General features: G+C 72.4%; 25 protein-coding genes. 16 read left to right on the top strand and 9 right to left on the bottom strand.

Annotation, left to right across the window (positions count from 1 at the left end; genetic code table 11):
• Window positions 1-134: 134 nt before the first annotated feature.
• From ACWCV9_RS19450 to ACWCV9_RS19405, 10 genes are all read left to right on the top strand, one after another.
• Entirely contained in the window at window positions 135-980 is an 846-nt protein-coding gene (locus ACWCV9_RS19450) for a tryptophan 2,3-dioxygenase family protein (protein WP_450788137.1), read from the top strand.
• Window positions 973-2,169, top strand: a complete 1,197-nt coding sequence (kynU, locus tag ACWCV9_RS19445) for a kynureninase (protein WP_385841786.1) — start codon at window positions 973-975, stop codon at window positions 2,167-2,169. The genes ACWCV9_RS19450 and kynU overlap by 8 nt, the downstream gene beginning before the upstream one ends.
• A 199-nt stretch (window positions 2,170-2,368) precedes the next feature.
• Complete coding sequence (locus ACWCV9_RS19440; RefSeq protein WP_450788135.1) at window positions 2,369-3,277, top strand: alpha/beta hydrolase family protein; 909 nt, start codon at window positions 2,369-2,371, stop codon at window positions 3,275-3,277.
• A 205-nt stretch (window positions 3,278-3,482) separates the two neighbouring features.
• A complete protein-coding gene (locus tag ACWCV9_RS19435) occupies window positions 3,483-4,571 on the top strand; it encodes an alpha/beta hydrolase (protein ID WP_450788133.1) in 1,089 nt (362 codons plus the stop codon).
• Window positions 4,564-5,805, top strand: a complete 1,242-nt coding sequence (locus tag ACWCV9_RS19430) for an acyltransferase family protein (RefSeq protein ID WP_450788131.1) — start codon at window positions 4,564-4,566, stop codon at window positions 5,803-5,805. The genes ACWCV9_RS19435 and ACWCV9_RS19430 overlap by 8 nt, the downstream gene beginning before the upstream one ends.
• The gene (locus ACWCV9_RS19425) at window positions 5,798-7,177 is read left to right on the top strand and encodes a sensor histidine kinase (RefSeq protein ID WP_450788129.1); all 1,380 of its coding nucleotides are present in this window, start codon (window positions 5,798-5,800) and stop codon (window positions 7,175-7,177) included. Before ACWCV9_RS19430 ends, ACWCV9_RS19425 begins: the two co-directional genes overlap by 8 nt.
• A complete protein-coding gene (locus tag ACWCV9_RS19420) occupies window positions 7,174-7,923 on the top strand; it encodes a response regulator (protein ID WP_450788128.1) in 750 nt (249 codons plus the stop codon). The genes ACWCV9_RS19425 and ACWCV9_RS19420 overlap by 4 nt, the downstream gene beginning before the upstream one ends.
• A 74-nt stretch (window positions 7,924-7,997) precedes the next feature.
• Complete coding sequence (locus ACWCV9_RS19415) at window positions 7,998-9,419, top strand: sensor histidine kinase (protein WP_450788126.1); 1,422 nt, start codon at window positions 7,998-8,000, stop codon at window positions 9,417-9,419.
• Complete coding sequence (locus ACWCV9_RS19410) at window positions 9,416-10,081, top strand: response regulator (RefSeq protein ID WP_385841793.1); 666 nt, start codon at window positions 9,416-9,418, stop codon at window positions 10,079-10,081. The genes ACWCV9_RS19415 and ACWCV9_RS19410 overlap by 4 nt, the downstream gene beginning before the upstream one ends.
• Window positions 10,082-10,142: 61 nt before the next feature.
• Window positions 10,143-11,363, top strand: a complete 1,221-nt coding sequence (locus tag ACWCV9_RS19405) for a cytochrome P450 (protein WP_450788123.1) — start codon at window positions 10,143-10,145, stop codon at window positions 11,361-11,363.
• A 94-nt stretch (window positions 11,364-11,457) separates the two neighbouring features.
• On the opposite strand, the gene ACWCV9_RS19400 is transcribed toward ACWCV9_RS19405, so the two are convergent.
• Entirely contained in the window at window positions 11,458-12,978 is a 1,521-nt protein-coding gene (locus ACWCV9_RS19400) for an APC family permease (protein WP_450788121.1), read from the bottom strand.
• A 129-nt stretch (window positions 12,979-13,107) separates the two neighbouring features.
• A complete protein-coding gene (locus ACWCV9_RS19395; RefSeq protein ID WP_450788119.1) occupies window positions 13,108-13,983 on the bottom strand; it encodes a diacylglycerol kinase family protein in 876 nt (291 codons plus the stop codon).
• Between the two features lie 197 nt (window positions 13,984-14,180).
• Here ACWCV9_RS19395 and ACWCV9_RS19390 point away from each other — a divergent pair, with 197 nt between their 5' ends.
• Together ACWCV9_RS19390 and ACWCV9_RS19385 are read left to right on the top strand one after the other, a co-directional pair.
• A complete protein-coding gene (locus ACWCV9_RS19390) occupies window positions 14,181-15,464 on the top strand; it encodes an adenylosuccinate synthase (protein WP_450788117.1) in 1,284 nt (427 codons plus the stop codon).
• A gap of 244 nt (window positions 15,465-15,708) precedes the next feature.
• Window positions 15,709-17,523, top strand: a complete 1,815-nt coding sequence (locus ACWCV9_RS19385) for a bifunctional metallophosphatase/5'-nucleotidase (protein WP_450788115.1) — start codon at window positions 15,709-15,711, stop codon at window positions 17,521-17,523.
• Window positions 17,524-17,610: 87 nt separating this feature from the next.
• Here the strand turns inward: ACWCV9_RS19385 and ACWCV9_RS19380 are convergent, their stop codons facing one another.
• The 6 genes from ACWCV9_RS19380 to ACWCV9_RS19355 all read right to left on the bottom strand — a co-directional run bounded on the left by ACWCV9_RS19380 (window position 17,611) and on the right by ACWCV9_RS19355 (window position 21,408).
• Window positions 17,611-17,796, bottom strand: coding sequence for a hypothetical protein (locus ACWCV9_RS19380; RefSeq protein ID WP_450788113.1), 186 nt, complete (start codon window positions 17,794-17,796; stop codon window positions 17,611-17,613).
• On the bottom strand, window positions 17,783-18,022 hold the full coding sequence (locus tag ACWCV9_RS19375; protein WP_450788111.1) for a DUF6400 family protein: 240 nt from the start codon (window positions 18,020-18,022) through the stop codon (window positions 17,783-17,785). The genes ACWCV9_RS19380 and ACWCV9_RS19375 overlap by 14 nt, the downstream gene beginning before the upstream one ends.
• A 58-nt stretch (window positions 18,023-18,080) precedes the next feature.
• Window positions 18,081-18,425, bottom strand: coding sequence for a hypothetical protein (locus ACWCV9_RS19370; RefSeq protein WP_450788110.1), 345 nt, complete (start codon window positions 18,423-18,425; stop codon window positions 18,081-18,083).
• Between the two features lie 46 nt (window positions 18,426-18,471).
• Window positions 18,472-19,122: a hypothetical protein gene (locus ACWCV9_RS19365; protein WP_450788108.1), complete on the bottom strand. Its 651-nt coding sequence runs from the start codon at window positions 19,120-19,122 to the stop codon at window positions 18,472-18,474.
• A 98-nt stretch (window positions 19,123-19,220) separates the two neighbouring features.
• Window positions 19,221-19,946, bottom strand: coding sequence for a GntR family transcriptional regulator (locus ACWCV9_RS19360; RefSeq protein WP_450788436.1), 726 nt, complete (start codon window positions 19,944-19,946; stop codon window positions 19,221-19,223).
• Between the two features lie 106 nt (window positions 19,947-20,052).
• A complete protein-coding gene (locus ACWCV9_RS19355; RefSeq protein ID WP_450788106.1) occupies window positions 20,053-21,408 on the bottom strand; it encodes an aminotransferase class III-fold pyridoxal phosphate-dependent enzyme in 1,356 nt (451 codons plus the stop codon).
• 175 nt (window positions 21,409-21,583) lie between these two features.
• On the opposite strand from ACWCV9_RS19355, the gene ACWCV9_RS19350 reads away from it, so the two are divergent.
• The gene (locus tag ACWCV9_RS19350; RefSeq protein WP_450788104.1) at window positions 21,584-23,869 is read left to right on the top strand and encodes a protein kinase domain-containing protein; all 2,286 of its coding nucleotides are present in this window, start codon (window positions 21,584-21,586) and stop codon (window positions 23,867-23,869) included.
• Between the two features lie 18 nt (window positions 23,870-23,887).
• On the opposite strand, the gene ACWCV9_RS19345 is transcribed toward ACWCV9_RS19350, so the two are convergent.
• Window positions 23,888-24,637: an SLATT domain-containing protein gene (locus tag ACWCV9_RS19345; RefSeq protein WP_385848320.1), complete on the bottom strand. Its 750-nt coding sequence runs from the start codon at window positions 24,635-24,637 to the stop codon at window positions 23,888-23,890.
• Between the two features lie 244 nt (window positions 24,638-24,881).
• Between ACWCV9_RS19345 and ACWCV9_RS19340 the strand changes: the two genes are divergently transcribed.
• Genes ACWCV9_RS19340 through ACWCV9_RS19330 form a run of 3 tightly spaced genes read left to right on the top strand, consistent with a single transcriptional unit; the run spans window position 24,882 to window position 26,538 of the window.
• Window positions 24,882-25,226: a YbaB/EbfC family nucleoid-associated protein gene (locus ACWCV9_RS19340; protein ID WP_450788102.1), complete on the top strand. Its 345-nt coding sequence runs from the start codon at window positions 24,882-24,884 to the stop codon at window positions 25,224-25,226.
• 57 nt (window positions 25,227-25,283) lie between these two features.
• A complete protein-coding gene (gene recR, locus ACWCV9_RS19335; protein ID WP_450788101.1) occupies window positions 25,284-25,883 on the top strand; it encodes a recombination mediator RecR in 600 nt (199 codons plus the stop codon).
• Window positions 25,876-26,538, top strand: a complete 663-nt coding sequence (locus ACWCV9_RS19330; RefSeq protein ID WP_450788100.1) for a DUF5063 domain-containing protein — start codon at window positions 25,876-25,878, stop codon at window positions 26,536-26,538. The genes recR and ACWCV9_RS19330 overlap by 8 nt, the downstream gene beginning before the upstream one ends.
• Window positions 26,539-26,616 lie beyond the last annotated feature (78 nt).

Genomic DNA, 26,616 nt, shown 5'->3' with positions numbered 1-26,616 from the left:
GTGTGGCCCGTCTGGCAGCAGACGGGCCTTGCCGTATCCGTGCCGATTGCGGAGGATTCCGGGTGGGGACCGGGGCCCCCGTGCCGGAATCGGCAGGGGCGGACCGCTACCCGGAGTAACAACAGGAGACAGCGATGTCCCAACAGGCTCACCCCCTTCCCGAGGCCGAGCCCGAGACCCCGCATCTCGACTTCGCCGGTACGACGCCGTACGAGGACTACGTCAAGGCGGACGTGCTCACCCACCTCCAGCACACCCTCTCCGACGACCCCGGAGAGATGGTCTTCCTGGTGACGACCCAGGTCATGGAGCTGTGGTTCACCGTCATCGTGCACGAGTGGGAGACCGCGGCGAAGGCCCTGCGCTCGGACGACGTACCGACCGCGATCGCCGCGCTGAAGCGCTCCGTCCGCGAGCTGGAGGCCCTGAACGCCTCCTGGACGCCGCTCGGCCAGCTCACCCCGGCGCAGTTCAACTCGTACCGCAGCGCCCTCGGCGAGGGCTCCGGCTTCCAGTCGGCGATGTACCGCCGCATGGAGTTCCTGCTCGGCGAGAAGTCCGCCTCCATGCTCGTACCGCACCGCGGCGCCCCGCGCGTCCACGCCGAGCTGGAGAAGGCGCTGCACGAGCCCAGCCTGTACGACGAGGTCGTACGGCTCCTCGCGCGCCGCGGCCACGCCATCCCCGACAGCCTGCTGCACCGTGACGTCTCCCGGCGCTACGAGCCCTCCGAAGCGGTCGAACAGGCCTGGGCCGCCGTCTACTCGGGCGACCAGAACGCCGAACTCGCCCGGCTCGGCGAGGCGTTGACCGACGTCGCCGAGCTCGTGTGGCGCTGGCGCAACGACCACCTGGTCGCCACCCGCCGCGCGATGGGCGCCAAGCCCGGCACCGGCGGCTCGGCCGGCGTGGCCTGGCTGGAGAAGCGCGCCCGCAAGAACGTGTTCCCCGAGCTGTGGACGGCGAGGTCCCATGTCTGAGCTGGCGATGCAGGCGGAGAAGCTGGACGCGGCGGACGAACTGGCCCCGCTGCGGTCCCGCTTCCACCTCGACGAGGGCGTCTATCTGGACGGCAACTCGCTGGGCGCGCTCCCGGCACACGTCCCCGACCGGGTCGCGGACGTCGTCCGCCGCCAGTGGGGCGAACTGCGCATCCGCTCCTGGGAGGAGAGCGGCTGGTGGACGGCGCCGGAGCGGATCGGCGACCGGATCGCCCCGCTGGTCGGCGCGGCCCCGGGCCAGATCGTGGTCGGCGACTCGACCAGCGTCAACGTCTTCAAGGCCCTGGTGGCGGCGGTCCGCATGGCGGGCGAGGACCGCACCGAGATCCTGGTCGACGCGACGACCTTCCCCACGGACGGCTACATCGCCGAGTCCGCCGCCCGTCTCACCGGCCGCACCCTGCGCCCGGTGACCCCGGCCGAGGTGCCGGACGCGCTGACCGGCCGTACCGCCGCGGTCCTGCTCAACCACGTCGACTACCGCACCGGCCGGCTCCACGATCTGCCGTCCCTGACGGCGGCCGTGCACGCCGCGGGCGCCCTCGCCGTGTGGGACCTGTGCCACAGCGCGGGCGCGCTGCCGGTGGGCCTGGACGAGCACGGGGTCGACCTGGCGGTCGGCTGCACCTACAAGTACCTGAACGGCGGCCCGGGTTCACCGGCGTACCTCTACGTCCGCCAGGAGCTCCAGCCCCGCTTCGACTCCCCGCTGCCCGGGTGGAACTCGCACGCCGACCCCTTCGGCATGGACCCGTCCTACGCCCCGGCGCCGGGTGCGCTGCGCGGCCGGGTCGGCACCCCGGACATCCTCTCCATGCTGGCCCTGGAGGCGGCCCTCGACGTCTGGGAGGGCGTCTCCGTCACCGCGGTCCGCGCCAAGTCCCTCGCCCTGACGGACTTCTTCCTGCGGTGCGTGTCCGCGTACACGGAACCCGGAAGGGTGGAGAACCTGACGCCGGTGCCGCACGGGCAGCGGGGCAGCCAGGTGGCCCTGCGCTGCGCCGACGCCGGTGAGGTGATGCGGCGCCTGATCGCCCGTGGCGTGGTGGGCGACTTCCGCCATCCCGACGTGCTCCGCTTCGGCTTCACGCCCCTGTACGTGGGCTTCGCGGACGTGGAACGGGCGGCCAGGGCGCTGGCCGAGGAACTGGTCCGGCAGCCGGAGTAGGCCCGCTGTGGGCCACCGGGCCGGGCAGCCCATGGGCGCCCGGTGGCCCACAGAACCGTTTTGCCCTCACCGAGCGTGACATCCCCATGTCCGCGCACGTCACCGGCCTGATACGGTCCCGCCAACGGTGCACAGCCGCCACGCGACCGCCACACCCTGACGACGTGTCATCGACGTTCCATCGCTGAGAGGTTGGAGCATGCCGGACGACGCAGCAGCAGCCCGCGCCGCCGCCGAGGAGGAGTCGGCCTTCTCGCACGCCCCGGTCGATCCCGACGTCACCGTCGCGTACGGCACGCACCCCGACCAGGTGATCGACTTCTACGCTCCGCGCACCGCTGCGGCCGCGCCCGCGCCGCTGGTGGTGGTCCTGCACGGCGGCGCCTGGCGGGCCCGCTACGACCGCCGCCACATCACCCCGTTCGCGGACTACCTGGCCCGCCGGGGCTTCGCGGTGGCCAACGTCGAGTACCGGCGCGGCGGCGACTCCCCGATCCCGGGGCAGAACACGGGCAACTCCCCGAACGCGGGCGACGCCACCCCGCCCGCCGGCCGCTGGCCCGACACCTTCGACGATGTCGCGGCGGCCCTGGACGCCCTGCCGGACCTGGTCCGCACAGCGCTCCCGCAGGCCGACGTCCGCCGCACGGTGCTGACCGGCCACTCCGCGGGCGGCCATCTGGCCCTGTGGGCGGCGGCCCGGCATGTGCTTCCCGCGGACTCCCCGTGGCGCACGGACCGCCCGGCTCCGCTGCGCGGGGTGGTGGCCCTGGCCCCGATCGCCGACTTCGAGGTGGCCGAGAAGCTGGACGTCTGCGGCAACGCGTCGCTGCAACTCCTCGGCGGTACGGCCCACTTCGCGGCCCGCCGCCCCTACGCCGACCCCGCGCTCCTCCTCCCGACCGGCATCGCGACGACGCTGGTGCAGGGCCGTACGGACCTGGTGGTGCCGCAGGCGGTGGCGGAGGCGTACGTCGATGCCGGCGCGAGGGCGGGGGAGATGGCGGGCCTGACGCTGCTGGAGGACGTGGGTCACTTCCCGCTGATCGATCCGGCGGCGGACGCGTGTGCGGTGGTGGCGGAGGAGATCGCTCAACTGGCGTGGTGAGCAGTGGGGTTGAGCGGGGTTGAGGGGGGCTGAGTTTGCTTGAGGGGGCCGGGCGTGCCCGTAGGGCGGTACCGGGGGGATACCCGTAGTACCTGAGAGCTACCCCGCAGGACAGCTCCCTGGCGTGACGCCGACGACGGGTCCCGATTTCTAACTTCCTTTCTGGAGCAGCCCGATGGCCGGGCGTCCCGGAAGGAAGCCACCCATGGGCCACCCGCGCACCCTCCAACCGCCGACAGCTCATCCCGAGGGCAACTCGCCCCTGGACATGGCGAACCCGCGGCCGCCGGCGGTGGGTTCGCCCCACGAGGGCCACCCGCAGCTGACGGCGAAAGCTGTACACCGCCGTCGCTGCTGGCACCGCCCCCTCCTCGCCGCACTCCTCACCGCCGCCATAGCCATCCCCCTCTCCGCCGCCGCCCTCCCCCCGATCCCGTCCCCCACCCCCGCACACCTCCCCCCACTCACCCGCACCACCCTCGCCGCCACCTACGACGCCAACCGGGCCAACGCCACCCGGGCCGCCCGCATGGCCGCCGCCGACGGCGACGAACACCGCGCAGCCGCCGACGCCTCCCTGGCCTCCCCCACCCGTCACCTCCTCACCTTCGACGGCCGCGGCCCCGGACAGGCCACCGAGGTCCTCGGCGACCTCCTCCACGCCGACCGCGTCGCGATCCTGGTCCCCGGCTCGGACACCTCCCTGGACACCTACGCCCGCTTCCACACGGCGGCCACGTCCCTCTACCGGCAACTGACGGCCACCCCCGGCCACCGCGCCGCCGTCATCGCCTGGCTCGGCTACCGCACCCCCGGCACCGTCAGCTCCACCGTCACCACCACCACCCGCGCCGACGAAGCCGCCCCCCGCCTCCGCTCCTTCGTCCGCCGACTGCGCACCCTCACCCCGCCCCACACCCGCATCTCCCTCCTCTGCCACTCCTACGGCTCGGTGGTCTGCGGCCGGGCCGCCCCCGGCGTGGACGCCGACGACATCGCCCTGATCGGCAGCCCCGGCACCGGCGCGGACTCGGTGTCCGCCCTGCACACCAATGCCCGGATCTGGGCGGCCCGCGGCAGCGACGACTGGGTGGCACACGTCCCGCACCGCCGCGCCGGCCTCCTCGGCACCACCGTCGGCTTCGGCACCGACCCGGTCTCCCGCGCCTTCGGCGCCCGGGTCTTCGACGCGGCCGGCGCCGACCACAGCGGTTACTTCACCCCGGGCTCGACCGCCCTCGCCAACCTGGCCCGGATCACCCTCGGCGAGACCGCGGAGGTGACCCATGCCTGACCGGCCGACCGGCACCACCCGCCCACCGCTCACCACCCGGCGCCCGTTCCGCGTCCTGCGCGCGATCCGCGAGGGAGCCGAGCGCGTCGACAGGGCCACCCCCGCCGGCCGCGACCGGGCGATCGACGCCCTGCGCGCCCTCGCGATCCTCGGCGTGGTCCTCGGCCACTGGCTGGTGACGGCCCTGGTCGCGACGGACGGCGGCCTGCACACCGCCAGCCCCCTCCAGCACCTGCCCCGGCTGGCCCCGGTCTCCTGGCTCTTCCAGACCCTGGCCGTGTTCTTCCTGGTCGGCGGCCATGTCGCGACCCGCGGCCTGGCAGCCGCCCGCACGCGAGGCGAGACCTACGCCGCCTGGCTGCGCGCCCGGCTGACCCGGCTGCTGCGCCCGGTGGCCGCCCTGCTGTGCCTGTGGACGGTGACGGCCACCACCCTGCTCCTCACCGGCGTCCCGTTCGGCACCCTCCACACGCTGCTCAAACTGGCGCTGTCCCCGCTGTGGTTCCTTCTGGTCTTCGCCGCGCTGACGGCCGCCACCCCTCTCGTCGCCCGCCTCCACCCCCTCTGGCCGCTCGCGGTCGTCCTGCACGTGGACGTCCTCCGCTTCGGCCTGCACCTCGGCCCGTCCTGGCTCGCCTGGGTGAACGTGGCCGCGGGCTGGCTGGTGCCGTACACCCTGGGCGCGGCCTGGGCCCGGGGCGAGCTGAGCACGCGCCGCTCGGCCTGGGTCCTCCTCCTCGGCGGTACGACGGCCACGGCCGCCCTGGTGCTCGTCGCGGGCTACCCGGCGTCCATGGTCGGCGTCCCCGGCGCGAGGATCTCCAACCTGGACCCGCCGACCCTGGCGGCCGTCACCTTCGGCCTCGCCCAGTGCGGGCTGGCCCTGCTGCTGCGCGACCGCCTCCGCCGGGCGACGGCCCGACCGCTCGCCTGGGCGGCGACGGCGTTCGTGAACCTCTCCGCGATGACGATCTACCTCTGGCACCAGACGGCGATGATGGCCACCACCGTCACGGCTCTTCCGGCCGGCCGCCTGCCCGGACTGCACACCTCGCCCGACTCCCTGACCTGGGTGGCCCAGCGGCTGGCCTGGCTCCCCGTCTTCGCGCTGGCCCTGCTCCTCGCCCTGGCGGCCTTCCGCCACCACGAACAGGGTCCTCGACGGCCCCGGAACCGCATCTCACGCGTGCTGCACCGGCACCTCCCTGCCGCGAAGTCCCCGCACCATGCCTAGAGTTACCGACGTGACGCCCGCGGCCCCCCAAGACCCCACCCCGGGGCCCTCGCCCACCCCGGCGCCCCCCGCCGAAGGGCCCGCGAGCCGTGGCCAAGCCCTGCGCGCCTGGCTCGGCGCGTCCCCCTCCCCGCACTCGCCCCCCTTCTCCCGCTACCGCTGGGTGCGCCTGCTCACCTACCTCGTCACCGTCTACATCGCGCTGGCCCTCGCCCTCGGCGGCGGCTCGGAGATCACGGACACCTACCTCCTCGCCGCCCCCACCGCCTTCCTCCTCGCCTCGCTCCAGGCCGCCGCCCTCGTGCTGGCCCTCTGGCGTCCCGTTCCCGCGTGGGTGCTCTCCCTGACCGACGCCGCGGCCACCGCCCTCCTCGCCCGACCCCATCTGGGGTCGGTTCCGGGCCAGGGCCCCGAATGGCCGTGGGCCACCCCCGCCCTCCAGGCGCACATGGCCGTGTTCCTTCTCCTGGCCCTGCGCGTCCGTGTCCGCGGCACCCTCACCGCGCTCGCCGCGACCGCCCTGCTGACCTGGGTCCTCCAGACCTACCTGAACCCGGGCCACTCCTCCGGGACCGGCTACGTCGCCGTCCTTCTCTTCGCCGTCGCCGTCCTCGTCGGCACCGTTCTGCGCAGCCGCAGCGAGGCCCGTACCCAACTGGTCCAGCAGGCGACGATCACCGCGGAGGAGCGCGCCCGCCGCACCCTCCTGGAGGAGCGCAGCCGGATCGCCCGCGAGCTGCACGACGTGGTCGCCCACCACATGTCGGTGATCTCCATCCAGGCCCAGGTCGCCCCGCACCTGGTGGAGAACCCCTCCGAGGAACTGAAGGAGAACCTGGCCGGCATCCGCAACAACGCCCTGGAGGCCCTGACGGAGCTGCGCCGGGTGCTGGGCGTGCTGCGCTCCGAGCAGCCGGACGACCCGAGCGCCCCCGACGCCCCGCAGCCGAACCTCGCCCGGCTGGACGCGCTGCTGGAGAACACCAGGGCGGCCGGTCTGCACGTGGAGAAGCTGGTGGTCGGGGAGGAGCGCAGCTATCCGCCCGGAGTGGAGCTGTCGGCGTACCGGATCATCCAGGAGGCGCTGAGCAACGTCCTGCGGCACGCGCCGGGCGCCGGGGCCCGCGTGGAGATCGACCATCTGCCCGACGGCATCTTCCTGAGCGTCATCAACGGCCGCCCCCGGTATCGCGCCCAGCCGTCCCCCGGCAGCGGCCACGGTCTGCTGGGCATCCGGGAGCGCGCGGCCATGCTGGGCGGACATGTCACCACGACCTCGACCGTGCAGGGCGGCTTCATGGTGACGGCTTTCCTGCCCCGCGCGGGCACCCCCGTGGCCGGCCACCCCCCGACAGGAGACGGAACCCCATGACGAGCGGCTTGACGAGCAGCGTGACGAGCGGCGTCGGCACCATCCGGGTCCTCATCGCCGACGACCAGCAGATGGTCCGGCAGGGCTTCACGGTGCTGCTCAACACCCAGCCGGACATCGAGGTGATCGGGCAGGCGGTGGACGGGCGCGACGCGATCGCGAAGTCCGCCGAACTGGCCCCGGACGTCGTACTGATGGACATCCGGATGCCCGAACTCGGCGGTATCGAGGCGACCGACCGCATCACCGCCGACCAACCCGCCGTCAAGGTACTGGTGCTGACGACGTTCGACCTCGACGAGTACGTGTACGACGCCCTCCGGGCCGGCGCCTCGGGCTTCCTGCTGAAGGACGCCTCCGCGGAGCAACTGGCCGAGGCGGTACGGGTGGTGGCCGCCGGTGACGCCCTGCTCGCCCCCGGTGTCACCCGCCGTCTCATCGCCGAGTTCGCCCGGCTGAACGGCAGCCCGCGCTCCCCGCTGAAGCAGCGCGTCGGCGACCTCACCGAGCGGGAGACGGAGGTCCTGGCGCTGATCGCCCAGGGCCTGACGAACGCGGAGATCGCCGAGCGGCTGGTCGTCGCCGAGCAGACCGTGAAGACCCATGTCGGCCGGATCCTGGTAAAGCTGGGCCTGCGCGACCGCACCCAGGCGGCGATCTTCGCCTACGAATCCGGCGTCATCCGCCCCGGCGGCGCCGCTGAGCCCTCGCGAGAGGCAGCCGACCGTTTCCCCGGCGACCCGTAGTACCTGAGAGGGACCTTCAAGGACCCCTCTTCAAGGGGACGACCCGGGGCCGGCCGAGGCCTACCGTCGTGTACGTGACCCAGACGACGCACACGCAGACGACTCCGCCGGGCGCGGCCGGCCGGCCGCGCAGCCCGGAGTTCCGGTTCGCCGCGGAGGCCCTGCGCGGGCTGCGGCAGGACCTGTTCCACGAACCCTTCGCCTACCGCCCGTTGCCCCGCATGGGTGTCGACGGCCCGCTCACCCGGCGCCTGCCCGGCCGTTCGAAGGGGTACGTGGGCCGGATACCGCACACCGTGGTGGCCGGCCTGGGCGTGCTGTCGATGCTCCTCGCCGTGGCCGCCTCCTTCGAGTACGGTGCGCCGGCCCTGTTCTGCGGGCTGCTGGCGCTGGCGCCGGTGCTGCTGACGCTGGCGCGTCCGGTGGGCGCGTTCTGGTGCTCGCTGGGTGCGACCACCCTCGCCGCCGCGCTCGACCGGGGCGACTGGAGCGACTGGCCGTGGCTGCCGGGCAGCTTCCTGTCCCATCTGGTCGTGCTCACGGTCGTCGCACTGCGCACCCGCCCGCGCACGGCGGCCTCGATGTGGCTGATGACCGCGGTCTACGGCTTCCTCGCCGGAAGCGTCATCGGCCGGGGCCGGTACGACAACGACGTGTCCCCGATGCTGATCACATCGGCGCTGAGCCTGCTGGCCGTCACGGTCTGGCACATACGGCGGGAGGCCGCGCAGGAGGTGACGGCCCAGCAGTCGGTGACCGAGCACGAGCGCTCACGGCGCACGCTGCTGGAGGAGCGCACCACGATCGCCCGTGAGCTGCACGACGTGGTCGCCCACCACATGTCGGTGGTCGCCATCCAGGCGGAGGCCGCGCCCTACCGGGTGGAGAACCCCCCGCCGGAGCTGGAGAAGGCGTTCGCCACCATCCGGGAGAACGCGGTGGCGGCCCTGACCGAGCTGCGCCGGGTCCTCGGGGTGGTCCGCGCGGAGCACTACGAGGCCCCGGACGCCCCCCAGCCGACCCTCGCCGACCTGGGCGGACTGCTCGCCAATGTGCGGGAGGCCGGCCTGGAGGTGGAGCAGGCGGTGACCGGCGCGGTGCGTGAACTGCCGCAGGGGGTGGAGCTGTCGGCGTACCGGATCGTGCAGGAGGCGCTGAGCAACACGCTGCGGCACGCACCGGGGGCGAGCGCGCGGGTGGAGCTGGGGTATGTGCTGGGCGGTCTGGGCCTGCGCATCGTCAACGGCCCGCCGCCGGCCCCGCACCTCGTCAAGCCCTCCCCGGGCGCCGGGCACGGGCTCACCGGGATGCGGGAGCGGGTCTCCATGCTGAACGGCGACATGGCGACGGGCCCCACGGCCGACGGAGGCTTCGAGGTCACGGTGTTCCTCCCGGCCCACCCCATACCCACGGCCCCGGACACCGGCAAGGACACCGCCATCGACACCGGCAAGGACATCGCCACGGGCACTGGAACGACCGAGGCTGGGGCATGACGATCCGCGTACTGATCGCCGACGACCAGATGATGGTCCGGGAGGGCTTCTCCGTCCTGCTGAACGCGATGCCGGACATCGAGGTCGCCGGCGAGGCCGTCAACGGCCGGGAGGCGGTCGAGCAGGTGCGCCGGCTGGCCCCGGACGTGGTGCTGATGGACATCCGCATGCCCGAGCTGAACGGCATCGAGGCGACCCGGGAGATCGTCGCGGCGGACGCCTCGGCGAAGGTGCTGGTGCTGACGACGTTCGACCTGGACGAGTACGTCTACCAGGCGCTGCGGGCGGGCGCCTCCGGCTTTCTGCTGAAGGACGCGTCCGCCCGGAGGCTGGCCGAGGCGGTCCGGGTGGTGGCCGCGGGCGAGGCGCTGCTCGCGCCCTCGGTCACCAAGCGGCTGATCGCGGAGTTCTCCCGGCTGGCCGAGGCGCCCCGGCTGGTGCCGTCGGCGCAGGCGGCGTACGGGGAGCTGACCGAACGGGAGACGGAGGTGCTGGTCCTGATCGCGCAGGGGCTGTCCAACGGGGAGATAGCCGAGCGGCTGGTGGTGGCGGAGTCCACGGTGAAGACCCATGTGAGCCGCATCCTGGTGAAGCTGGGGCTGAGAGACCGCACCCAGGCGGCGGTCTTCGCCTACGAGGCCCGCCTGGTGGCGCCGCGGTAGGCCGTGGGCCCGGAGACCGGGGGCCTGGTCAGGGCGCGGTGCTCGGGGCTAACGTCCGTCCATGGCAGCGCTTGCGGACCTCGCTTTCGACCCCTGGGACCCCGCCTTCCTCGCCGACCCCTACCCGGCCTACGCCGAGCTGCGGGCCCGCGGCAGGGTGCTCCGGTACGAGCCGACGGACCAGTGGCTGGTCCCGCGCCACGCGGATGTCTCCGCGCTGCTGCGCGACCGCCGCCTCGGCCGCACCTACCAGCACCGTTTCTCGCACGAGGAGTTCGGCCGGAGCGCGCCCCCGCCGGAGCAGGAGCCGTTCCACACGCTGAACGACCACGGGATGCTCGACCTGGAGCCGCCGGACCACACCCGGATCCGGCGTCTGGTGTCGAAGGCGTTCACCCCGCGCACGGTGGAGCGGCTGCAGCCGTACGTCGACGGGCTGGCCCGGGACCTGGTGGCCGGGCTGGTCCGGCGCGGCGGCGGCGATCTGCTGACGGATGTGGCGGAGCCGCTGCCGGTCGCGGTCATCGCGGAGATGCTGGGCATCCCGGAGTCGGACCGGGGGCAGCTGCGCCCGTGGTCGGCGGACATCTGCGGGATGTACGAGCTGAACCCGTCGCCGGAGACGGCGGCCCGGGCGGTGCGGGCGTCGGTGGAGTTCTCGGGGTATCTGCGGGAGCTGATCGCGGCCCGCCGCAAGGAGCCGGGGGAGGACCTGATCTCGGGTCTGATCGCGGCGCACGACGAGGGCGACCGGCTCACCGAGCAGGAGATGATCTCCACGGCGGTGCTGCTGCTGAACGCCGGTCACGAGGCGACGGTGAACGCCACGGTGAACGGCTGGTGGGCGCTGTTCAGCCACCCGGAGCAGCTGGCGGCCCTGCGCGCCGACCACTGTCTGGTGCCGTCCGCGGTCGAGGAGCTGATGCGTTTCGACACCCCGCTCCAGCTCTTCGAACGCTGGGTGCTGGACGACATCGAGATCGACGGCACGACGATCCCGAGGGGCGCGGAGATCGCCATGCTGTTCGGCTCCGCCAACCGTGACCCGGAGGTCTTCGCCGACCCGGACCGCCTGGACCTGGCCCGCCGGGACAACCCGCACATCTCCTTCAGCGCCGGTATCCACTACTGCATCGGCGCCCCGCTGGCCCGGATGGAGCTGGCGGCCTCGATGACGGCCCTGCTGGAGCAGGCCCCGACCCTGGCCCCGGCGGCGGAGCCGGAGCGCAAGCCGAACTTCGTGATCAGGGGCTTGCAGGGGCTGAGCGTGGAAGTGCGCTGACCGGCCACCGGGCCGACCGGCCGCCGGGCCGACCGGGCAGCGGGTGTCCGGGAGGCGGGTGTCCGGCCGACGCGCGCATCCGCCGGTCCCCGGGCTATCGCTCCTTGGTCTCCTGGAGCACCGTGCGGCCGAGCAGCGCGTACCGCTCGGGGGCGCGGTGCTTGAGGTACTGGGCGCAGCCGAGGCCTGCGGCCGCGATCAGGGCCACCAGCCAGGGGGTCGCCTTCAGCACCAGGGAGCCGGACTCGGGGCCTGCGGCGACGCCCATGTTGGACACCAGCAGCACCACCACGGCGAGCATCGCCACCCCGCCGAGCAGCGGTGCGGTGAAGGTGCGGAACCAGTGCCGGCTCTCGGGGTGGTGGGAGCGGAAGTAGACCAGCACCGCGAAGGAGCACACGGCCTGGACGACCAGGATCGCCATGGTGCCGAGGATGGCGAGCAGGACGTAGGTGCCGGTGTACGGGTCCTTTCCGGCGGCCCAGAACGCGCCGATCAGTACGGCGGCCACGCAGGTCTGCACCACCCCGGCGATGTGCGGGGAGCCGTGCCGGGCGTGGGTCCGGCCGATGGTGCGCTTCAGCGAGGGCAGCACCCCCTCCCGCCCGAGGGCGTACAGATAGCGGGCGGCGCAGTTGTGGAAGGCCATGCCGCAGGCCAGCGAGCCGGTGATCATCAGCCACTGCATGACGACGACCGCCCAGTGGCCGACGTAGCGCTCGGTGGGCAGGAAGAACAGGTCGAGCGGGTTGCCGGAGGAGGCGGCCGTCAGGGCCTCGCGTTCGCCGTTGCCGGTGATGGCCATCCAGGAGACCAGGACGTAGAAGACCCCGACGCCGAGGACGCTGATCATCGTGGCCTTGGGGATGATCTTCTTGGGGTCCCGGGACTCCTCGCCGTACATCGCGGTCGACTCGAAGCCGACCCAGGACCAGAAGGCGAAGAAGAGTCCGAGGCCGGCGGAGGTGCCCTTGAAGGCGTTGACCGGGTTGACGGGGGCGAAGGTGAAGCCGTGCGGGCCGCCGCCGTGCAGGGCCACGGACACCGCCATCGCGGCCAGCACGGTCACCTCGGTCGCGAGCAGCACCACCAGCAGTTTCTCGGCGACGCTCACGCCGAACCAGGTGCCGGTGGCGTTGACCGCGAGCATCAGCACCGCGAAGGCCCACCAGGGCACGTGGACGCCGGTCTGGTCCTTCAGGGTGGTCGTGGCGAAGGTGGAGAAGATGCCGATGAGCGCGGGTTCGAAGACGACGTAGGCGAAGGTGGCGAGCAGCCCGGCGGCCAGTCCGGCGGTGCGGCCGAGGCCGTAGGAGATAAAGCCGTAGAAGGCCCCCGTCGAGGTGATGTGCTTGGCCATGGAGGTGAAACCGACGGAAAAGATTGCCAGGACGACCATTGCGACGAGGTAGCTGGCGGGTGCTCCGACGCCGTTGCCGGACGAGACCATGAAGGGCACGTTGCCGGTCATCGCGGTGATCGGCGCGGCCGTCGCCACCGCCATGAACACCACCCCGAGCAGCCCCACGGCATTGGGTTTCAGCCGGTGAACCGTTTCTGCGCCGTCTCCGCCGTCCGTCTTCGCCGCCGGGGCGATGTCCTCGTCCACTGCCATCGGGTGGCCCCCTCCGTGTCCGGTCGCTGGGTCCTGATGGAGCAGGATGGTGGACGCAACAGGGGTACGGGAAGGGGTCGGCGCGGTTAAATATGTGTCACCAGACCTTTAGCGGAGGCGCGGGACGGCTCATGCGGGCGGCAGCACCAGGCCCCAGGCGTCCTCCAGCACCCGCCAGGTCCGCCGCCGTACCGGCCCGGAGACCGCCGCGTCCGCCCGGTAGCGGAAGTCGGCCCCGGTGACCGTCACCGTCCGCCCGGACAGCCGTACCGGCGTCGCAGCCGCCCCCACCGACAGCGGGCGGACCTCCACCTCCGCCACCCCGGAGCCGCCCGGCGTCACCGAGACGGCCTCGACCGGCTGGTCCAGGTCCACGACCGTCTCCCCGTCCACCTCCACCCGCAGCCGGGTCGGCCCCGGTGCGGGCACGGCGGGCAGCCGGTCCGGGCGCGGGACCAGGGTGCGGGGGGCCAGGGTGCGCACCAGCGAGCGGTACCAGGGCACGCCCAGGGGGCGCGGGGAGGCATGGCCCGAGCCGACCGGCACCGGCTCCCCGGCGGGCTCCCGTACCGGCGCCGAGGGGAAGCCCAGGGCGGCCAGCACCACCCCGCCGCTGTCGTCCACCAGCAGGTCCAGCCGGCGCTCGGCCCCGTCCAGCACGGCCCGGGCCGCCGCCACCGCCCCGCCCGGCACGCCCAGGGCCTCGGCGAGCGCCGTCTCACCCACCGGGACGACCGAGAGGGCACATCCGGCCAGCTCCCGCGAGCGGTGCAGCAGGGTGACGGCCCGCACCAGCGCCTGGTCGCCGCCGACCACGACCGGCCGGCGGGACCCCCGTCGGCCCAGTGCCCGGGCGAATTCCTCGGGCCCGTCCGGGAGACACACCTTGGCCGCCGCACCCGCGCTGAGCACGTCTTTCGCGATCCGTACGGACTCCCCGTCCGTCTGCCGTGCCGCCGGATCGATGATCACCAGCAGCTGATCGGACGTCGCGGAAGTCGCCACCTCGGTCCTGCCTCGCTTCCTCGGGTAGCATCTTTGTGCAAGAGCCCCTTGCGCTATTGCGCCAGGGGCTTCGTCTATTCCGGGGCATCCGGTCCGACGGTTGTGCGACCAAAGGCGGTCGCGGTGGTACGCGGCGGTGAACCTTACGCCCATGCCCCCGACCTTGGACATGCCCCGCCCGGAAGGGGTGTACGCGCGTGCCCGCACTTGTGCTGCTCGGTGCTCAGTGGGGTGACGAAGGCAAGGGAAAGGCGACGGACCTCCTCGGTGGCTCCGTCGACTATGTGGTGCGATACCAGGGCGGCAACAACGCCGGCCACACGGTGGTCGTCGGCGACCAGAAGTACGCGCTGCACCTGCTCCCTTCCGGAATCCTGTCGCCCGGCTGTACGCCGGTCATCGGTAACGGTGTCGTCGTCGACCCGTCGGTCCTGCTCTCCGAGCTGAGCGGTCTGAACGAGCGTGGCGTCGACACGTCCAAGCTCCTGATCAGCGGAAACGCGCACATCATCACGCCGTACAACGTGACCGTCGACAAGGTGACGGAACGCTTCCTCGGCAAGCGCAAGATCGGCACGACGGGGCGTGGCATCGGTCCGACCTACGCCGACAAGATCAACCGCGTCGGTATCCGGGTGCAGGACCTGTACGACGAGTCGATCCTCCAGCAGAAGGTGGAGGCGGCGCTCGACGTCAAGAACCAGATCCTCACCAAGCTCTACAACCGGCGCGCCATCACCGCCGACCAGGTGGTCGAGGAGCTGCTGGGCTACGCCGAGAAGATCAAGCCGTATGTCGCGGACACGGTGCTGATCCTCAACCAGGCCCTGGAGGACGACAAGGTCGTGCTCTTCGAGGGTGGCCAGGGCACGCTGCTGGACATCGACCACGGCACGTACCCCTTCGTCACCTCCTCGAACCCGACCGCCGGCGGTGCCTGCACCGGCGCGGGCGTCGGCCCGACGAAGATCAGCCGGGTCATCGGCATCCTCAAGGCCTACACGACCCGGGTCGGCGCGGGTCCGTTCCCGACCGAGCTGTTCGACGCGGACGGCGAGGCGCTGCGCCGCATCGGCGGCGAGCGGGGCGTGACCACCGGCCGTGACCGGCGCTGCGGCTGGTTCGACGCCGTCATCGCCCGCTACGCGACCCGGGTGAACGGCCTGACCGACTTCTTCCTCACCAAGCTGGACGTGCTGACCGGCTGGGAGGAGATCCCGGTCTGTGTGGCCTACGAGATCGACGGCAAGCGGGTCGAGGAGCTGCCGTACTCGCAGACCGACTTCCACCACGCGAAGCCGATCTACGAGACCCTCCCGGGCTGGTCCGAGGACATCACCAAGGCGAAGACCTTCGCCGATCTGCCGAAGAACGCGCAGAACTACGTCAAGGCGCTGGAGGAGATGTCCGGCGCCCCGATCTCCGCGATCGGCGTGGGCCCCGGCCGGGACGAGACGATCGAGGTCAACTCGTTCCTGTAAGCCACAGTTGATGTGGTGTTCGGCCGGAGTCGACCCGGCCGACACCTTTCCCGCGCCCTCGCCGGCTCCGACCGGCGGGGGCGTCGGCATGCTCGCGAATTTTACCGAACTTGACCTGAGCATGACTTAATCCTGGTTCCGGGGCCGGTGGGACCTGAGAAGCATCTACGCGGGTAGCCCCGCACCGCACCAGCGCGGCCTCTCCTCAAGTCCTCCCCAGCCCAGCCCTTTCCAGGAGCCCTGAATGCCCCTCAGTCCCATGAACCGCCGGGAGTTCGTGAAGAAGTCGGCCGTGACCGGGGCGGCAGTGGCCGCCGCCGGGACCGTCGCCGCCGGCCCCGCCCAGGCGGCCGAGGCCGGTCACCGGCCCGGAAAGGCGCCGCGCACCTGGTCCTTCTCCATCCTCGGCACCACCGACCTGCACAGCCACGTCTTCGACTGGGACTACTACAAGGACGCCGCCTACAAGGACAAGGCCGGCAACTCCTGCGGCGTCGCCCGCGTGGCCACCCTCATCAAGCAGCAGCGCGAGGCCAAGGGCGAGCACCGGGTCCTCCTCGTCGACGCCGGCGACATCATCCAGGGCACCTCGCTCGCCTACTACTTCGCCCGCGTGCAGCCCATCACCGGCGAGGACGGCCCCCAGCACCCGATGGCCGCGGCCATGAACCACATGCGCTACGACGCCGCCGCCCTCGGCAACCACGAGTTCAACTACGGCATCGACACGCTGCGCAAGTTCGAGGAGCAGTGCGACTTCCCGCTGCTCGGCGCCAACGCCCTGGACGCGAAGACCCTGCGCCCCGCCTTCCAGCCGTACACCGTGAAGCGGATCTGCGTGCCGGGCGCCCCGGACATCAAGGTCGGCATCCTCGGCCTCACCAACCCCGGCATCGCGCTGTGGGACAAGGACAACGTCAGCGGGAAGATGGTGTTCCCGGGCCTGGTGGAGCAGGCGAAGAAGTACGTGCCCCGGCTGCGCGCGCTCGGCTGCGACGTCGTCTTCCTGACCGACCACTCCGGCATGGACGGCTCCTCGTCGTACGGCGACTCGCTGCCCTACGTCGAGAACGCCTCCAACCTCGTCGCCCAGCAGGTCCCCGGCATCGACGCGATCCTGGTCGGCCACACCCACGTCGAGGTGCCGTCGTACACCGTGAAGAACGAGCAGACCGGCGAGGACGTCCTCCTCTCCGAGCCGTACTGCTGGGGCTTCCGGCTGAGCGTCTTCGACTTCGAGCTGGAACTGCACCACGGCCAGTGGAAGGTGACCAGCAAGAAGGCGCAGACCCTCAACCCCAACACGGTGGACGAGGACCCGGAGATCAAGCAGCTCCTCACGGACGACCACGAGCTGGTCGTGAAGTACGTCAACACGGCGGTCGGCACCTGCACCCAGGACCTCTCGGCGGCCGACTCCTGCTGGCGGGACGTCCCCATCATGGACTTCATCCACAAGGTCCAGATGGACTCCGTGAAGGCGGGCCTGTCGGCCTCGGACGCCGCCCTCCCGCTGATCTCGGTCGCGGCGCCCTTCTCCCGCACCGCCGACATCCCCCAGGGCAGCGTCACCATCAAGGACATCGCCGGCCTCTACATCTACGACAACACCTTGTACGGCAAGAAGCTGACGGGCGCCCAGCTGAAGGACTACCTGGAGTACGCGGCGAAGTACTACCACCAGGTCCCGGCCGGCACGAAGGTGGACACCGCCACCCTCACCAACGCCAACAACTTCTGGGACTACATGTACGACACGGCGGCGGGCGTCGACTACGAGATCGACATCGCCCAGCCGGAGGGCTCGCGGATCAAGAACCTCACCTACAACGGCGCCCCGATCCCCGACGACCAGGTCTTCGTCGTGGCCGTCAACAACTACCGGGCGAACGGCGGTTCCGGCTACCCGCACATCGCCACGGCGGACATCGCCTACAGCTCCACCAACGAGATCCGCCAGCTGATGATCGACTACGTGACGGCCAAGAAGGTCCTCGACCCGGCCGACTTCGCGGTCACCAACTGGAAGCTGACGCAGAACGGCACGTCGGTCTTCTGAGACCGGGCCGTCACGAGCGCGAAGCTTTCGTGAGCACGGTCGAAGGGCCGCCGGGACGCATCCCGGCGGCCCTTCGCCGTACGGTTCTCAGGCCGGCGGGCGGGTGGCGCCGAAGTAGGTCTCGTGGCTCCAGACGTGGTGGCACGCGGGGCACTGGAGGTGCAGCAGGCTGCCGGTGTTGGAGAGCAGGTAGCGCCAGGTGCCGTCGGGGCAGTTCGGGCAGGGCAGCCAGGCGCGCCGCCCGGGCTCGGCCTGCGGGTCAAGCGGCAGCATCGCCGGGTCCCGGCGGCAGCACACCGGCCGCCACCAGCTCGTCGTAGATCCGCTGCTGCTCCGCGTCCAGGCCGGAGTAGAGCAGCGCACGCGCCTCCTCCTCGCCGCGCAGCGCCGCCGCCGGGTCCCAGTCGGGGCCGAGCGCGGCCATGACATGGGTGCGCCGGAGCATCTCGTGCGCACTGAGGTCGACGGTGAAGTCGTGGACGGGGTCGTGGGGGGACATGCGACCGAACGTAGGCGGGCATTTCCCCCCACGGCAAGAAGAGGTGGGTGGAATCACATCATCTCGGCGGGACCTCCGGGGCACAGTCGTGCAGGACGACGGAGCTGCCCGCGTCCTCGGCCGTGGCGGACGAGGACCGGCAGATCAGGCTCGTGCTGTCGGCGGACGCCGGGTCGAGGGAGTCCGGGAGCACGACCCTGACCGGGCGGTCCAGTACGCCGGCCTCCGGGGCGCCGTTGCTCGCGATGCAGCCGGCGGCCGCCACCGAGGGCGGGGCGGCGGCCGGGACGGGCAGTCGCTGCGGACAGGTGTAGGTGGGCAGGTCCTCCGCCGCGCCGGCGGGGACGGCGGCGCCGAGGAGGGCCGCCAGGGCGAGGGCTGTCACTCTGGGAGCGAGGGTCATGCACTTAGCGTTGCCCTTCGCTCGCGCAACGTAACAGGCCGCCGGCTCAGCTGAAGACGATCATCGACCCCTGTGCCAGCGAGCGCGTCGCCGCCGCGTGCAGGCCCAGCCACACATGCCGCTCGCGGGCGAAGGGGCTCGGGTCGTACGGCGCGGGGAGAGCCGGTTCCTCCAGCTCCGTGGGGGCCGTCGGCGGGGCCGGGGCGGCCGGCGGGTTGGCCGGATCGATGCCGATGCTCGGGGCGACGTACTCCAGTTCGCGCAACAGGCTCTGCGAGGAGCCCAACGGGCCGCCGCCCGCGAGGAGATCGTCGTTGGACAGCGGGTGCGGGAAGTCGACCGGGACGTACGCGCCCGCGTGGTCGTAGTGCCAGACCAGGTGGGACTGCTGCGCCGTGGACTCGAACATCTCCAGCAGCTGCTCGTAGTCCCCGCCGAGTTCGTCCACGGGCGTCACCGGCAGACCGCAGACCTGGAGGAGATAGGCGCGGCGCAGGAAATGGAGGGCGTCGTAGTCGAAACCGGCGACCGGGGCGACCTCGCCGGACAGGCCCGGCATGTACTGGTACACCGGCACCGGCGGCAGCCCGGCCGTGGCCAACGCGTCGTTGTACTGCGCGAGTTCCTCGGCGAACGGGTTGTCCGGGGTGTGGCACAGGACGTCCACGAGCGGTACCAGCCACAGATCACAGGCCAAAGAGGGCTCCTCACACGGGGAAGCGGTCACAGCAGGGTAGTCGGTGCGGTGCCGGTCCCATACCCTCCCGACCGCCCCCTACCCTTTCGACCGGCCGGTCACCGGTCCCCTTGGCCGGGTGCCCCGCCCTCGGCCGCGCTCACCCCTTCGAGCAGGGCGAGGGAGTGGGCGTTGGACGCGGTGACGATCGCCCGGGCGGTGTCGGACTCGCGGCGGGCCAGCGCGTCGACCAGGTCGGTGTGCCCGGCCCAGAGCCGGCCGCGCAGCTCGGGCAGCCGCAACAGGTGCTGGACCGCGCAGACCCAGGACTGCACCCGCAGCCGGTGCAGGAAATCGGCCAGGTACGGGTTGCCGAACAGCATGCTCAGCTCGCGCCAGAAGCGCAGGTCGTAGCCGATCAGGATGGTGAGGTCACCGGCGGCCGCGGCCCGCTGGGCCTCCTCGCCCCGGCGCCGCACGGTGGTCAGCGTCGCCGCCGTGCGCGGGTCCTCCGGCGGGGTGCGGAAGGCGGGATGGCCGGTGGTGAGGGCCTGGAACATGCCGTCGGTGACCAGGCTGCGCGCCTCGATCATGTCCCGGTAGTCGGCGAGGGAGTACTCCGGCACCCGGAAGCCACGGTGCTGGTCGGCCTCCAGGATGCCCTGCGCGGACAGGTCGACCAGCGCCTCGCGGACCGGGGTGGCGGAGACGCCGTACTGGTCGGCTATCTCCTTGACGGTGAACGCCCGGCCCGGCCGCAGCCGCCCCGCCAGCACCTCGTCGCGAAGCGCGTCCGCGATCTGCTGGCGCAGGGTGCTGCGGGTCACGGCGCCGGTGCCGGGCATGGTCGGGTTCACTCCTCGCGCGAAGGTGACGTACTCGCGGGTCTCGTACGGGCTCTCGTACTGGCTTACGAGCACGTCACCTTACGCGTTCGGTTCCCGGGGCGTCCTACTCCGTGTACCCGTCGGCAACCGTCAGCGCCGCGTCGAGCGCCGCCAGGCCCTCCTTCAGCTCGGCCTCGGTGACGGTGCACGGCGGGACCACATGCGTGCGGTTCATGTTCACGAAGGGCCAGATGCCGTGCTTCTTGGCGGCGGCCGCGAAGGCGGCCATCGGGGCGTTCGCCTCGCCGGCCGCGTTGTACGGCACCAGCGGCTCGCGGGTCTCCCGGTTCTTCACCAGCTCCAGCGCCCAGAACATGCCGACGCCGCGCACCTCGCCGACGCTGGGGTGCCGGGCGGCCAGCTCGGCGAGGCCGGGGCCGAGGACCGTCTCACCGAGCCGCTTGGCGTTCTCCACCACGCCCTCCTCCGCCATCACGTTGATCGTGGCGACGGCGGCGGCGCAGGCCAGCGGGTGCCCGGAGTAGGTGAGCCCGCCGGGGTAGGGGCGCTTGGCGAAGGTCTCGGCGATCTCCTGCGAGATGGCCACACCGCCGAGGGGCACGTAACCCGAGTTCACGCCCTTGGCGAAGGTCATCAGGTCGGGTACGACGCCGAAGAGGTCGGCGGCGAACCACTCGCCGGTACGGCCGAACCCGGCCATCACCTCGTCCAGGATGAAGACGATCCCGTGCCGGTCGCAGATCTCCCGGACCCCGGCCAGATAGCCCGGCGGCGGCACCATGATCCCGGCCGTGCCCGGGATGGTCTCCAGGATGATCGCGGCGACGGTCCCCGGGCCCTCGAAGGCGATCGTCGTCTCCAGGTGCTCCAGCGCCCGCGCGGTCTCCTGCTCCTCGGTCTCGGCGTAGAAGCGGGAGCGGTAGAGGAACGGCGCCCAGAAGTGGACGACACCGGCACTGGCGCTGTCGGAGGCCCAGCGGCGCGGGTCGCCGGTGATGTTCACCGCCTGCTGGGTGCCGCCGTGGTACGACCGGTAGGCGGAGAGCACCTTGGGGCGGCCCGTGTGCAGCCGGGCCATGCGCACCGCGTGCTCGACGGCGTCGGCGCCGCCGTTGGTGAAGAAGATCTTGTCCAGGTCGCCCGGGGTGCGCTCGGCGATCAGCCGGGCCGCCTCCGAACGGGCCTCGACGGCGAACGCGGGCGCGAACGTCGTCATCGTCGCGGCCTGCTCCTGGATCGCCGCGACGACCTTGGGGTGCTGGTAGCCGATGTTGGTGAAGACGAGCCCGCTGGTGAAGTCGAGGTACCGGGTGCCGTCGTAGTCCCAGAAGTACGACCCCTCGGCGCCGGCGACGGCGAGCGGGTCGATGAGGTCCTGCGCGGACCAGGAGTGGAAGACGTGCGCGCGGTCCGCGGCCTTCACTGCGGCGCCGGCTTCGGGGCTGGGCTGAGGGGTCATGCGGCCGAGGGTAAATGTCCGCGATGCGGAAGCGACATCGGCGTCTTGTTCTGTGAGAGGCGGCTTTCTGCGACAGCATGTCGAGGAAGAGGGCGCGGGGCGGGACTATTCTCGCTGCGTTGCACGCGTACGTGTGCGGGTACGCGTGCGTGTCCGGGGGGAGAGGCGGGCGGCGATGCAGAAGCTGGGGCCGGGGGATCCGCAGCACATCGGGGGCTATCGGCTGCTGGCGCGGCTGGGCGCCGGCGGCATGGGACAGGTGTATCTGGCCCGGTCGGACCGGGGCCGTACCGTCGCCGTGAAGCTGGTGCGGGCGGAGCTGGCCGCGCAGGAGGAGTTCCGGGCGCGGTTCCGGCAGGAGGTGCAGGCCGCGCGGCGGGTCGGCGGCTACTGGACCGCGCCCGTGCTGGACGCGGACACCGAGGCCGCCGTGCCGTGGGTGGCCACCGGCTATGTGGCCGGACCGAGCCTCCAGCAGGTCGTCGGACACGAGCACGGGGCGCTGCCCGAGCGGTCGGTACGGGTCCTCGCGGCGGGGCTCGCGCACGCGCTCAAGGACATCCACGCGGCGGGGATCGTGCACCGGGACCTGAAGCCGTCGAACGTGCTCGTCACCCTCGACGGACCGCGCGTCATCGACTTCGGGATCGCGCGGGCGCTGGAGGCCACGGCGGGGGGCGGCGCGGAGGCGCTGACCCGGGCCGGGGCGCTGGTCGGCTCGCCCGGGTTCATGGCTCCGGAACAGGTGCGCGGGGACCGGATCACCCCGGCCTGCGACGTGTTCTGCCTCGGCTCCGTCCTGGCGTACGCGGCGACCGGGACGCTGCCCTTCGGCACCGCCGACAGCGGTGTGCCCGCGCTGATGTTCCGCATCGCCCAGGAGGAACCGGATCTCGCGGGGGTACCGGAGGGGATCGCCGACCTGGTCCGCGACTGCCTGCGCAAGGAACCCACGGCCCGGCCGTCCCTGGACGCGCTGCTGGAGCGGATGGGCGCGGAGGACACGGTGAGCGGCGGCCGCTCCCGCGACCCCTGGCTGCCGAGCGTCCTCGTAGCCCAACTGGGCCGCCACGCGGTGGGCCTGCTGGAGGTGGAGGACCCGGAGGGGACGGGAGAGAGGTCGAAGGCGGAGGCGAACGGGGCTGGGGCTGGTGTGAGTGATGCCGGTGGTGCCGGTGCGGCGCAGGGTGCCGGTGCCGGGTTGCCGGCGGTGCCGCCCGTACCGGCTGGGCAGGTGCCGTCGCCGAGTGCTGGTGCGGATGGCGCTGCTGCCGGGGCCGGGTTCCCGCCAGTGCCGCCCACGCGGCCGGACCAGGCCCCGTTGCCGGGTGCCGGGGCCGACGGCGTCGGAGCTGGATCCGCGTTTCCGTCGGCACCGCCCGCCTGGCCCGGGCAGGTGACGTCGCCGCGTGCCGGTGTGGGTGCCGGGGCCGACGGTCTCGGTGCCGGAGCCGGTTTCCCGGCGGCACCGCTCACACCCCCGGCGGGGCCCGCGCCCGCGGCCGGGGTCGAGGGCGGGGCCGTCGAGCATGCCGCCGTGGTCGACGGAGCAGGGAGCGGGACCGGGTATCCGCCCGCCGGTGCGGCCGGGCCGGTGCCGCCGACGGCCCCGGGGTTCGGGCCGGCGTACGGGTATCCGCAACCCCCGCAGGCAGGACACGCGCACCACACGCAGCCCCCGCAGACGGGGCACGCGCACCACACGCAACCCACCCAGGCCGGGGGGTACGGGTATCCGCAGCCCACCCAGGCCGGCGGGTACGGGTATCCGCAGCCCCCGCAGGCCCGGCACGCGCACCACACGCAGCCCATGCAGGCCGGTGGGTACGGGTATCCGCCCGCCGTGCCACCCCCGTCGTACGGGCCGGTGCCGCAGCAGCCGGAGCGGCGCAGTGGGCGGTCCACGGCGCTCCTCGTCGTGGTCGCGCTGGTGGTGGCGCTGGGTGCGGGCGGCTCGGTGTACGCGCTGCTGACCCGGGGCGGCAAGGACGACCACAAGCGGGCCGGGACCGTCAGCCCCGCGCCCACCGCCTCCACCCCCGCGCGGCGCCCGACCCCGCCGGACCCCACCTCCGCTACCCCCACCACCTCCGCGCCCGCCGACGGCGCCGTCCCGGAGGCCTATCTGGGCACCTGGTCGACGACGATCGACAACGCCGCCGGCACCAACACCCGCACGCTGACCATCCAGCAGGGCAAGGTGGGCGACGCCGTGCTGACGCTGGTCGCGGACGGGCCGGCCCAGGGCGGGGGCTCGTACCACTGCGTCTTCACGGCGCGGCTCACCGAACAGCCAGGAGCCCAGGGGCCGCTGGAGATCGGCCCGTCCAGCGTCGTCACCGGCCGGCCCGCCTCCTCGTGCACCCCGGGAGAGGCCACGGAGGTCACCCTGCTGTCGGACGGCCGGCTCAAGCGGTCCCAGGCGGGCGGCGGCGAGAGCCTGACCTACGGCAAGCAGTGAGGGCAGCGACGAAGGGGGCTAGCGCGGCTCGGGCGGCCGTTGGCGGGGCATGTTGGGGCGGGTGCCGTTCGCCGGAGGGAGAGGGAAGCGGCCCGTGGAGCCGCCGCCCTCCTGCCGAGGTACGTACGCCACCGCCGCCTGCATCCCCAGCGGCGCGGTCCCCGTGCGGAACTCCACCATCCAGTCGGTGGTCTCCGTCCGGACCAGCTCGGTGATGTCCTCCGAGAAGCGCCGCAGCACCCCGAGACACCGCTCGGCCGCCTCGCTCGCCGTGCCCTCCGCCGGCCCCAGCACCTCCCGCACGCTCTCCGACGCCCAGTCGAACTGCAACGCCTGGAGCCGCCGCTGCACCGCCTGCGCGGTGGCCACGTCCCGCATCCACCCGGACGTCACCCCGAAGTAGCGGTCGGTGCCGACGCACGCCACGGCGACCAGCAGCGCCAGACAGCCCCAGGGCGCCACCCCGCCGACCGCGCCGGTGAGGTCCAGCAGCGGCAGCGCGGCCCCGGCCACCGCCCCGGCCGCCGCCCCGGCCCGCAGCACCCGCGCCCCGCGCCGCTTCCACATCCGGTCCCGCAGATACCAGGACGCCGTCTGCAACGCCCCGCGCTCCACCCACCGGTACAGCTCGTCCAGCCGCTCGGCCGGCTCGCCCCAGTCCCCGAGCGGAAACGCCCGCCCGGTCAGATCGCCCGGCCGCAGCCCGGCCGCACCCTCGCCCCGCCCGTCCTGAGGCGGACCCTCGGGCTGCATCTCCGGCTGACCCACCAGGCACTCCCTACTGATCACGACCGGTCACGTTGCGTGACATCTCCTGCCGACGCGCGGGACCCTTCCTACCGCCCAATGGGTGGCGGAGAGGTCGCTTTCCCGACTTTTCCGCCCGGAAGAGGGCCTTGATCAGGTATGGGTCTGCCGTCGTTCTCACTCGAAAGAGTGGCGGGGCGAGGGTCGGGTGGACCACGTAGGCTCGTTCACGACGGAGTCGTAGCGAACGGCAGAGGAGCTGATCGTGTTCCCCGGTGGTGGCCAGCCCAATATGCAGCAGTTGCTCCAGCAGGCCCAGAAGATGCAGCAGGATCTCCAGCGGGCGCAGGAGGAACTGGCGAACACGGAGGTCGACGGGCAGGCCGGCGGCGGCCTGGTGCGGGCCACCGTGACCGGCTCCGGTGAGCTGCGCGCACTGAAGATCGACCCGAAGGCGGTGGACCCGGACGACACCGAGACCCTCGCCGACCTGATCGTGGCGGCCGTCCAGGCGGCCAACGAGAACGCCCAGACGCTCCAGCAGCAGAAGCTCGGCCCGCTCGCCCAGGGCCTGGGCGGCGGCACGGGCATCCCCGGTCTGCCTTTCTAAGACGGGCCCCGGCCAACTACCGTACGTACCGAAAGGTCTTCCAGGAAAGGCAGTCCGTTGTACGAAGGCGTGGTCCAGGACCTCATCGACGAGCTGGGGCGGCTGCCCGGCGTCGGTCCCAAGAGCGCGCAGCGGATCGCCTTCCACATCCTCCAGGCCGAGCCGACGGACGTGAAGCGGCTCGCGCAGGCGCTGCTGGAGGTCAAGGCGAGGGTCCGCTTCTGCGCGACCTGCGGCAACGTCGCACAGGAGGAGCTGTGCGGCATCTGCCGGGACGCCCGCCGCGACCCCTCGGTGATCTGCGTCGTGGAGGAACCGAAGGACGTCGTCGCGATCGAGCGCACCCGTGAGTTCCGCGGCTGCTACCACGTGCTCGGCGGGGCGATCAGCCCGATCGAGGGTGTCGGCCCCGACGACCTGCGGATACGGGAACTTCTCGCGCGGTTGGCCGACGGGACGGTCACGGAGCTGATCCTGGCCACCGACCCGAACCTGGAGGGCGAGGCCACGGCCACCTACCTCGCCCGCATGATCAAACCCATGGGCCTGAAGGTCACCCGCCTGGCCAGCGGCCTCCCGGTGGGTGGCGACCTGGAGTACGCGGACGAGGTGACCCTCGGCCGCGCCTTCGAGGGGAGACGACTCCTAGATGTCTGACGCCACGCTGCACGCCTCGACGCAGAACCCGGACGACTTCGCGGTCCAGATCGCGGACCAGGTGGAGAGCTTCCTGGTGGCCGTCACCGAGGTGGCCAGGGGCGACGAGCCCGGCTCGACCGTCCCCTTCCTCCTCCTGGAGGTGTCCCAGCTGCTGCTGGCCGGCGGCCGGCTGGGCGCCCACGAGGACATCGTCCCGGACGAGCGCTACGAGCCCGACCCGGGACCCGAGCCGGACGTCGACGAACTCCGCGAGAACCTCGCCCGGCTGCTCGAACCCGTCGACGTCTACTCCGAGGTCTTCGACCCGTACGAGCCCCGCAAGGCGCCCGTCCCGGCCCGGGTCTCGGACGACCTGGCCGACATCATCACCGACCTGCGCCACGGCATGGTCCACTACCGCGCGGGCCGTACGGCGGAGGCCATGTGGTGGTGGCAGTTCTCCTACTTCTCCAACTGGGGCCCCACCGCCTCCGCGGTGCTGCGCGCCCTCCAGTCGGTCCTCATCCACGTCCGCCTCAACCAGCCCCTGGAGGAGCTGGACGGTCTCGACACCGACCAGCCCGGCATGGGCGACGAGACCCTCGAGTTCGAGGCGGGGCGTGTGATGGCACAGGAGATCGGCGACCCGCTGGGGATCCGGCCGGGCACGTAGCCACTGCTCGCCGGCCACGCTGTGACACATGGCACGTTCCGCGTGCGCGGCGTCTCGCTGGGCAGGTTCCGCAACCGG

It is taken from the genome of Streptomyces sp. NPDC001606, from assembly GCF_053596835.1.
Note: the sequence above shows the minus strand (reverse complement) of the source record. Positions and strands in the feature narration are given on the sequence as shown.

Coding starts and splice junctions, on each gene's coding strand:
- ACWCV9_RS19450 (WP_450788137.1), top strand. CDS start 135: ATGTCCCAACAGGCTCACCCCCTTCCCGAGGCCGAGCCCGAGACCCCG.
- kynU (WP_385841786.1), top strand. CDS start 973: ATGTCTGAGCTGGCGATGCAGGCGGAGAAGCTGGACGCGGCGGACGAA.
- ACWCV9_RS19440 (WP_450788135.1), top strand. CDS start 2,369: ATGCCGGACGACGCAGCAGCAGCCCGCGCCGCCGCCGAGGAGGAGTCG.
- ACWCV9_RS19435 (WP_450788133.1), top strand. CDS start 3,483: ATGGGCCACCCGCGCACCCTCCAACCGCCGACAGCTCATCCCGAGGGC.
- ACWCV9_RS19430 (WP_450788131.1), top strand. CDS start 4,564: ATGCCTGACCGGCCGACCGGCACCACCCGCCCACCGCTCACCACCCGG.
- ACWCV9_RS19425 (WP_450788129.1), top strand. CDS start 5,798: ATGCCTAGAGTTACCGACGTGACGCCCGCGGCCCCCCAAGACCCCACC.
- ACWCV9_RS19420 (WP_450788128.1), top strand. CDS start 7,174: ATGACGAGCGGCTTGACGAGCAGCGTGACGAGCGGCGTCGGCACCATC.
- ACWCV9_RS19410 (WP_385841793.1), top strand. CDS start 9,416: ATGACGATCCGCGTACTGATCGCCGACGACCAGATGATGGTCCGGGAG.
- ACWCV9_RS19405 (WP_450788123.1), top strand. CDS start 10,143: ATGGCAGCGCTTGCGGACCTCGCTTTCGACCCCTGGGACCCCGCCTTC.
- ACWCV9_RS19400 (WP_450788121.1), bottom strand. CDS start 12,978: ATGGCAGTGGACGAGGACATCGCCCCGGCGGCGAAGACGGACGGCGGA.
- ACWCV9_RS19385 (WP_450788115.1), top strand. CDS start 15,709: ATGCCCCTCAGTCCCATGAACCGCCGGGAGTTCGTGAAGAAGTCGGCC.
- ACWCV9_RS19380 (WP_450788113.1), bottom strand. CDS start 17,796: ATGCTGCCGCTTGACCCGCAGGCCGAGCCCGGGCGGCGCGCCTGGCTG.
- ACWCV9_RS19375 (WP_450788111.1), bottom strand. CDS start 18,022: ATGTCCCCCCACGACCCCGTCCACGACTTCACCGTCGACCTCAGTGCG.
- ACWCV9_RS19370 (WP_450788110.1), bottom strand. CDS start 18,425: ATGACCCTCGCTCCCAGAGTGACAGCCCTCGCCCTGGCGGCCCTCCTC.
- ACWCV9_RS19360 (WP_450788436.1), bottom strand. CDS start 19,946: ATGCCCGGCACCGGCGCCGTGACCCGCAGCACCCTGCGCCAGCAGATC.
- ACWCV9_RS19355 (WP_450788106.1), bottom strand. CDS start 21,408: ATGACCCCTCAGCCCAGCCCCGAAGCCGGCGCCGCAGTGAAGGCCGCG.
- ACWCV9_RS19350 (WP_450788104.1), top strand. CDS start 21,584: ATGCAGAAGCTGGGGCCGGGGGATCCGCAGCACATCGGGGGCTATCGG.
- ACWCV9_RS19330 (WP_450788100.1), top strand. CDS start 25,876: ATGTCTGACGCCACGCTGCACGCCTCGACGCAGAACCCGGACGACTTC.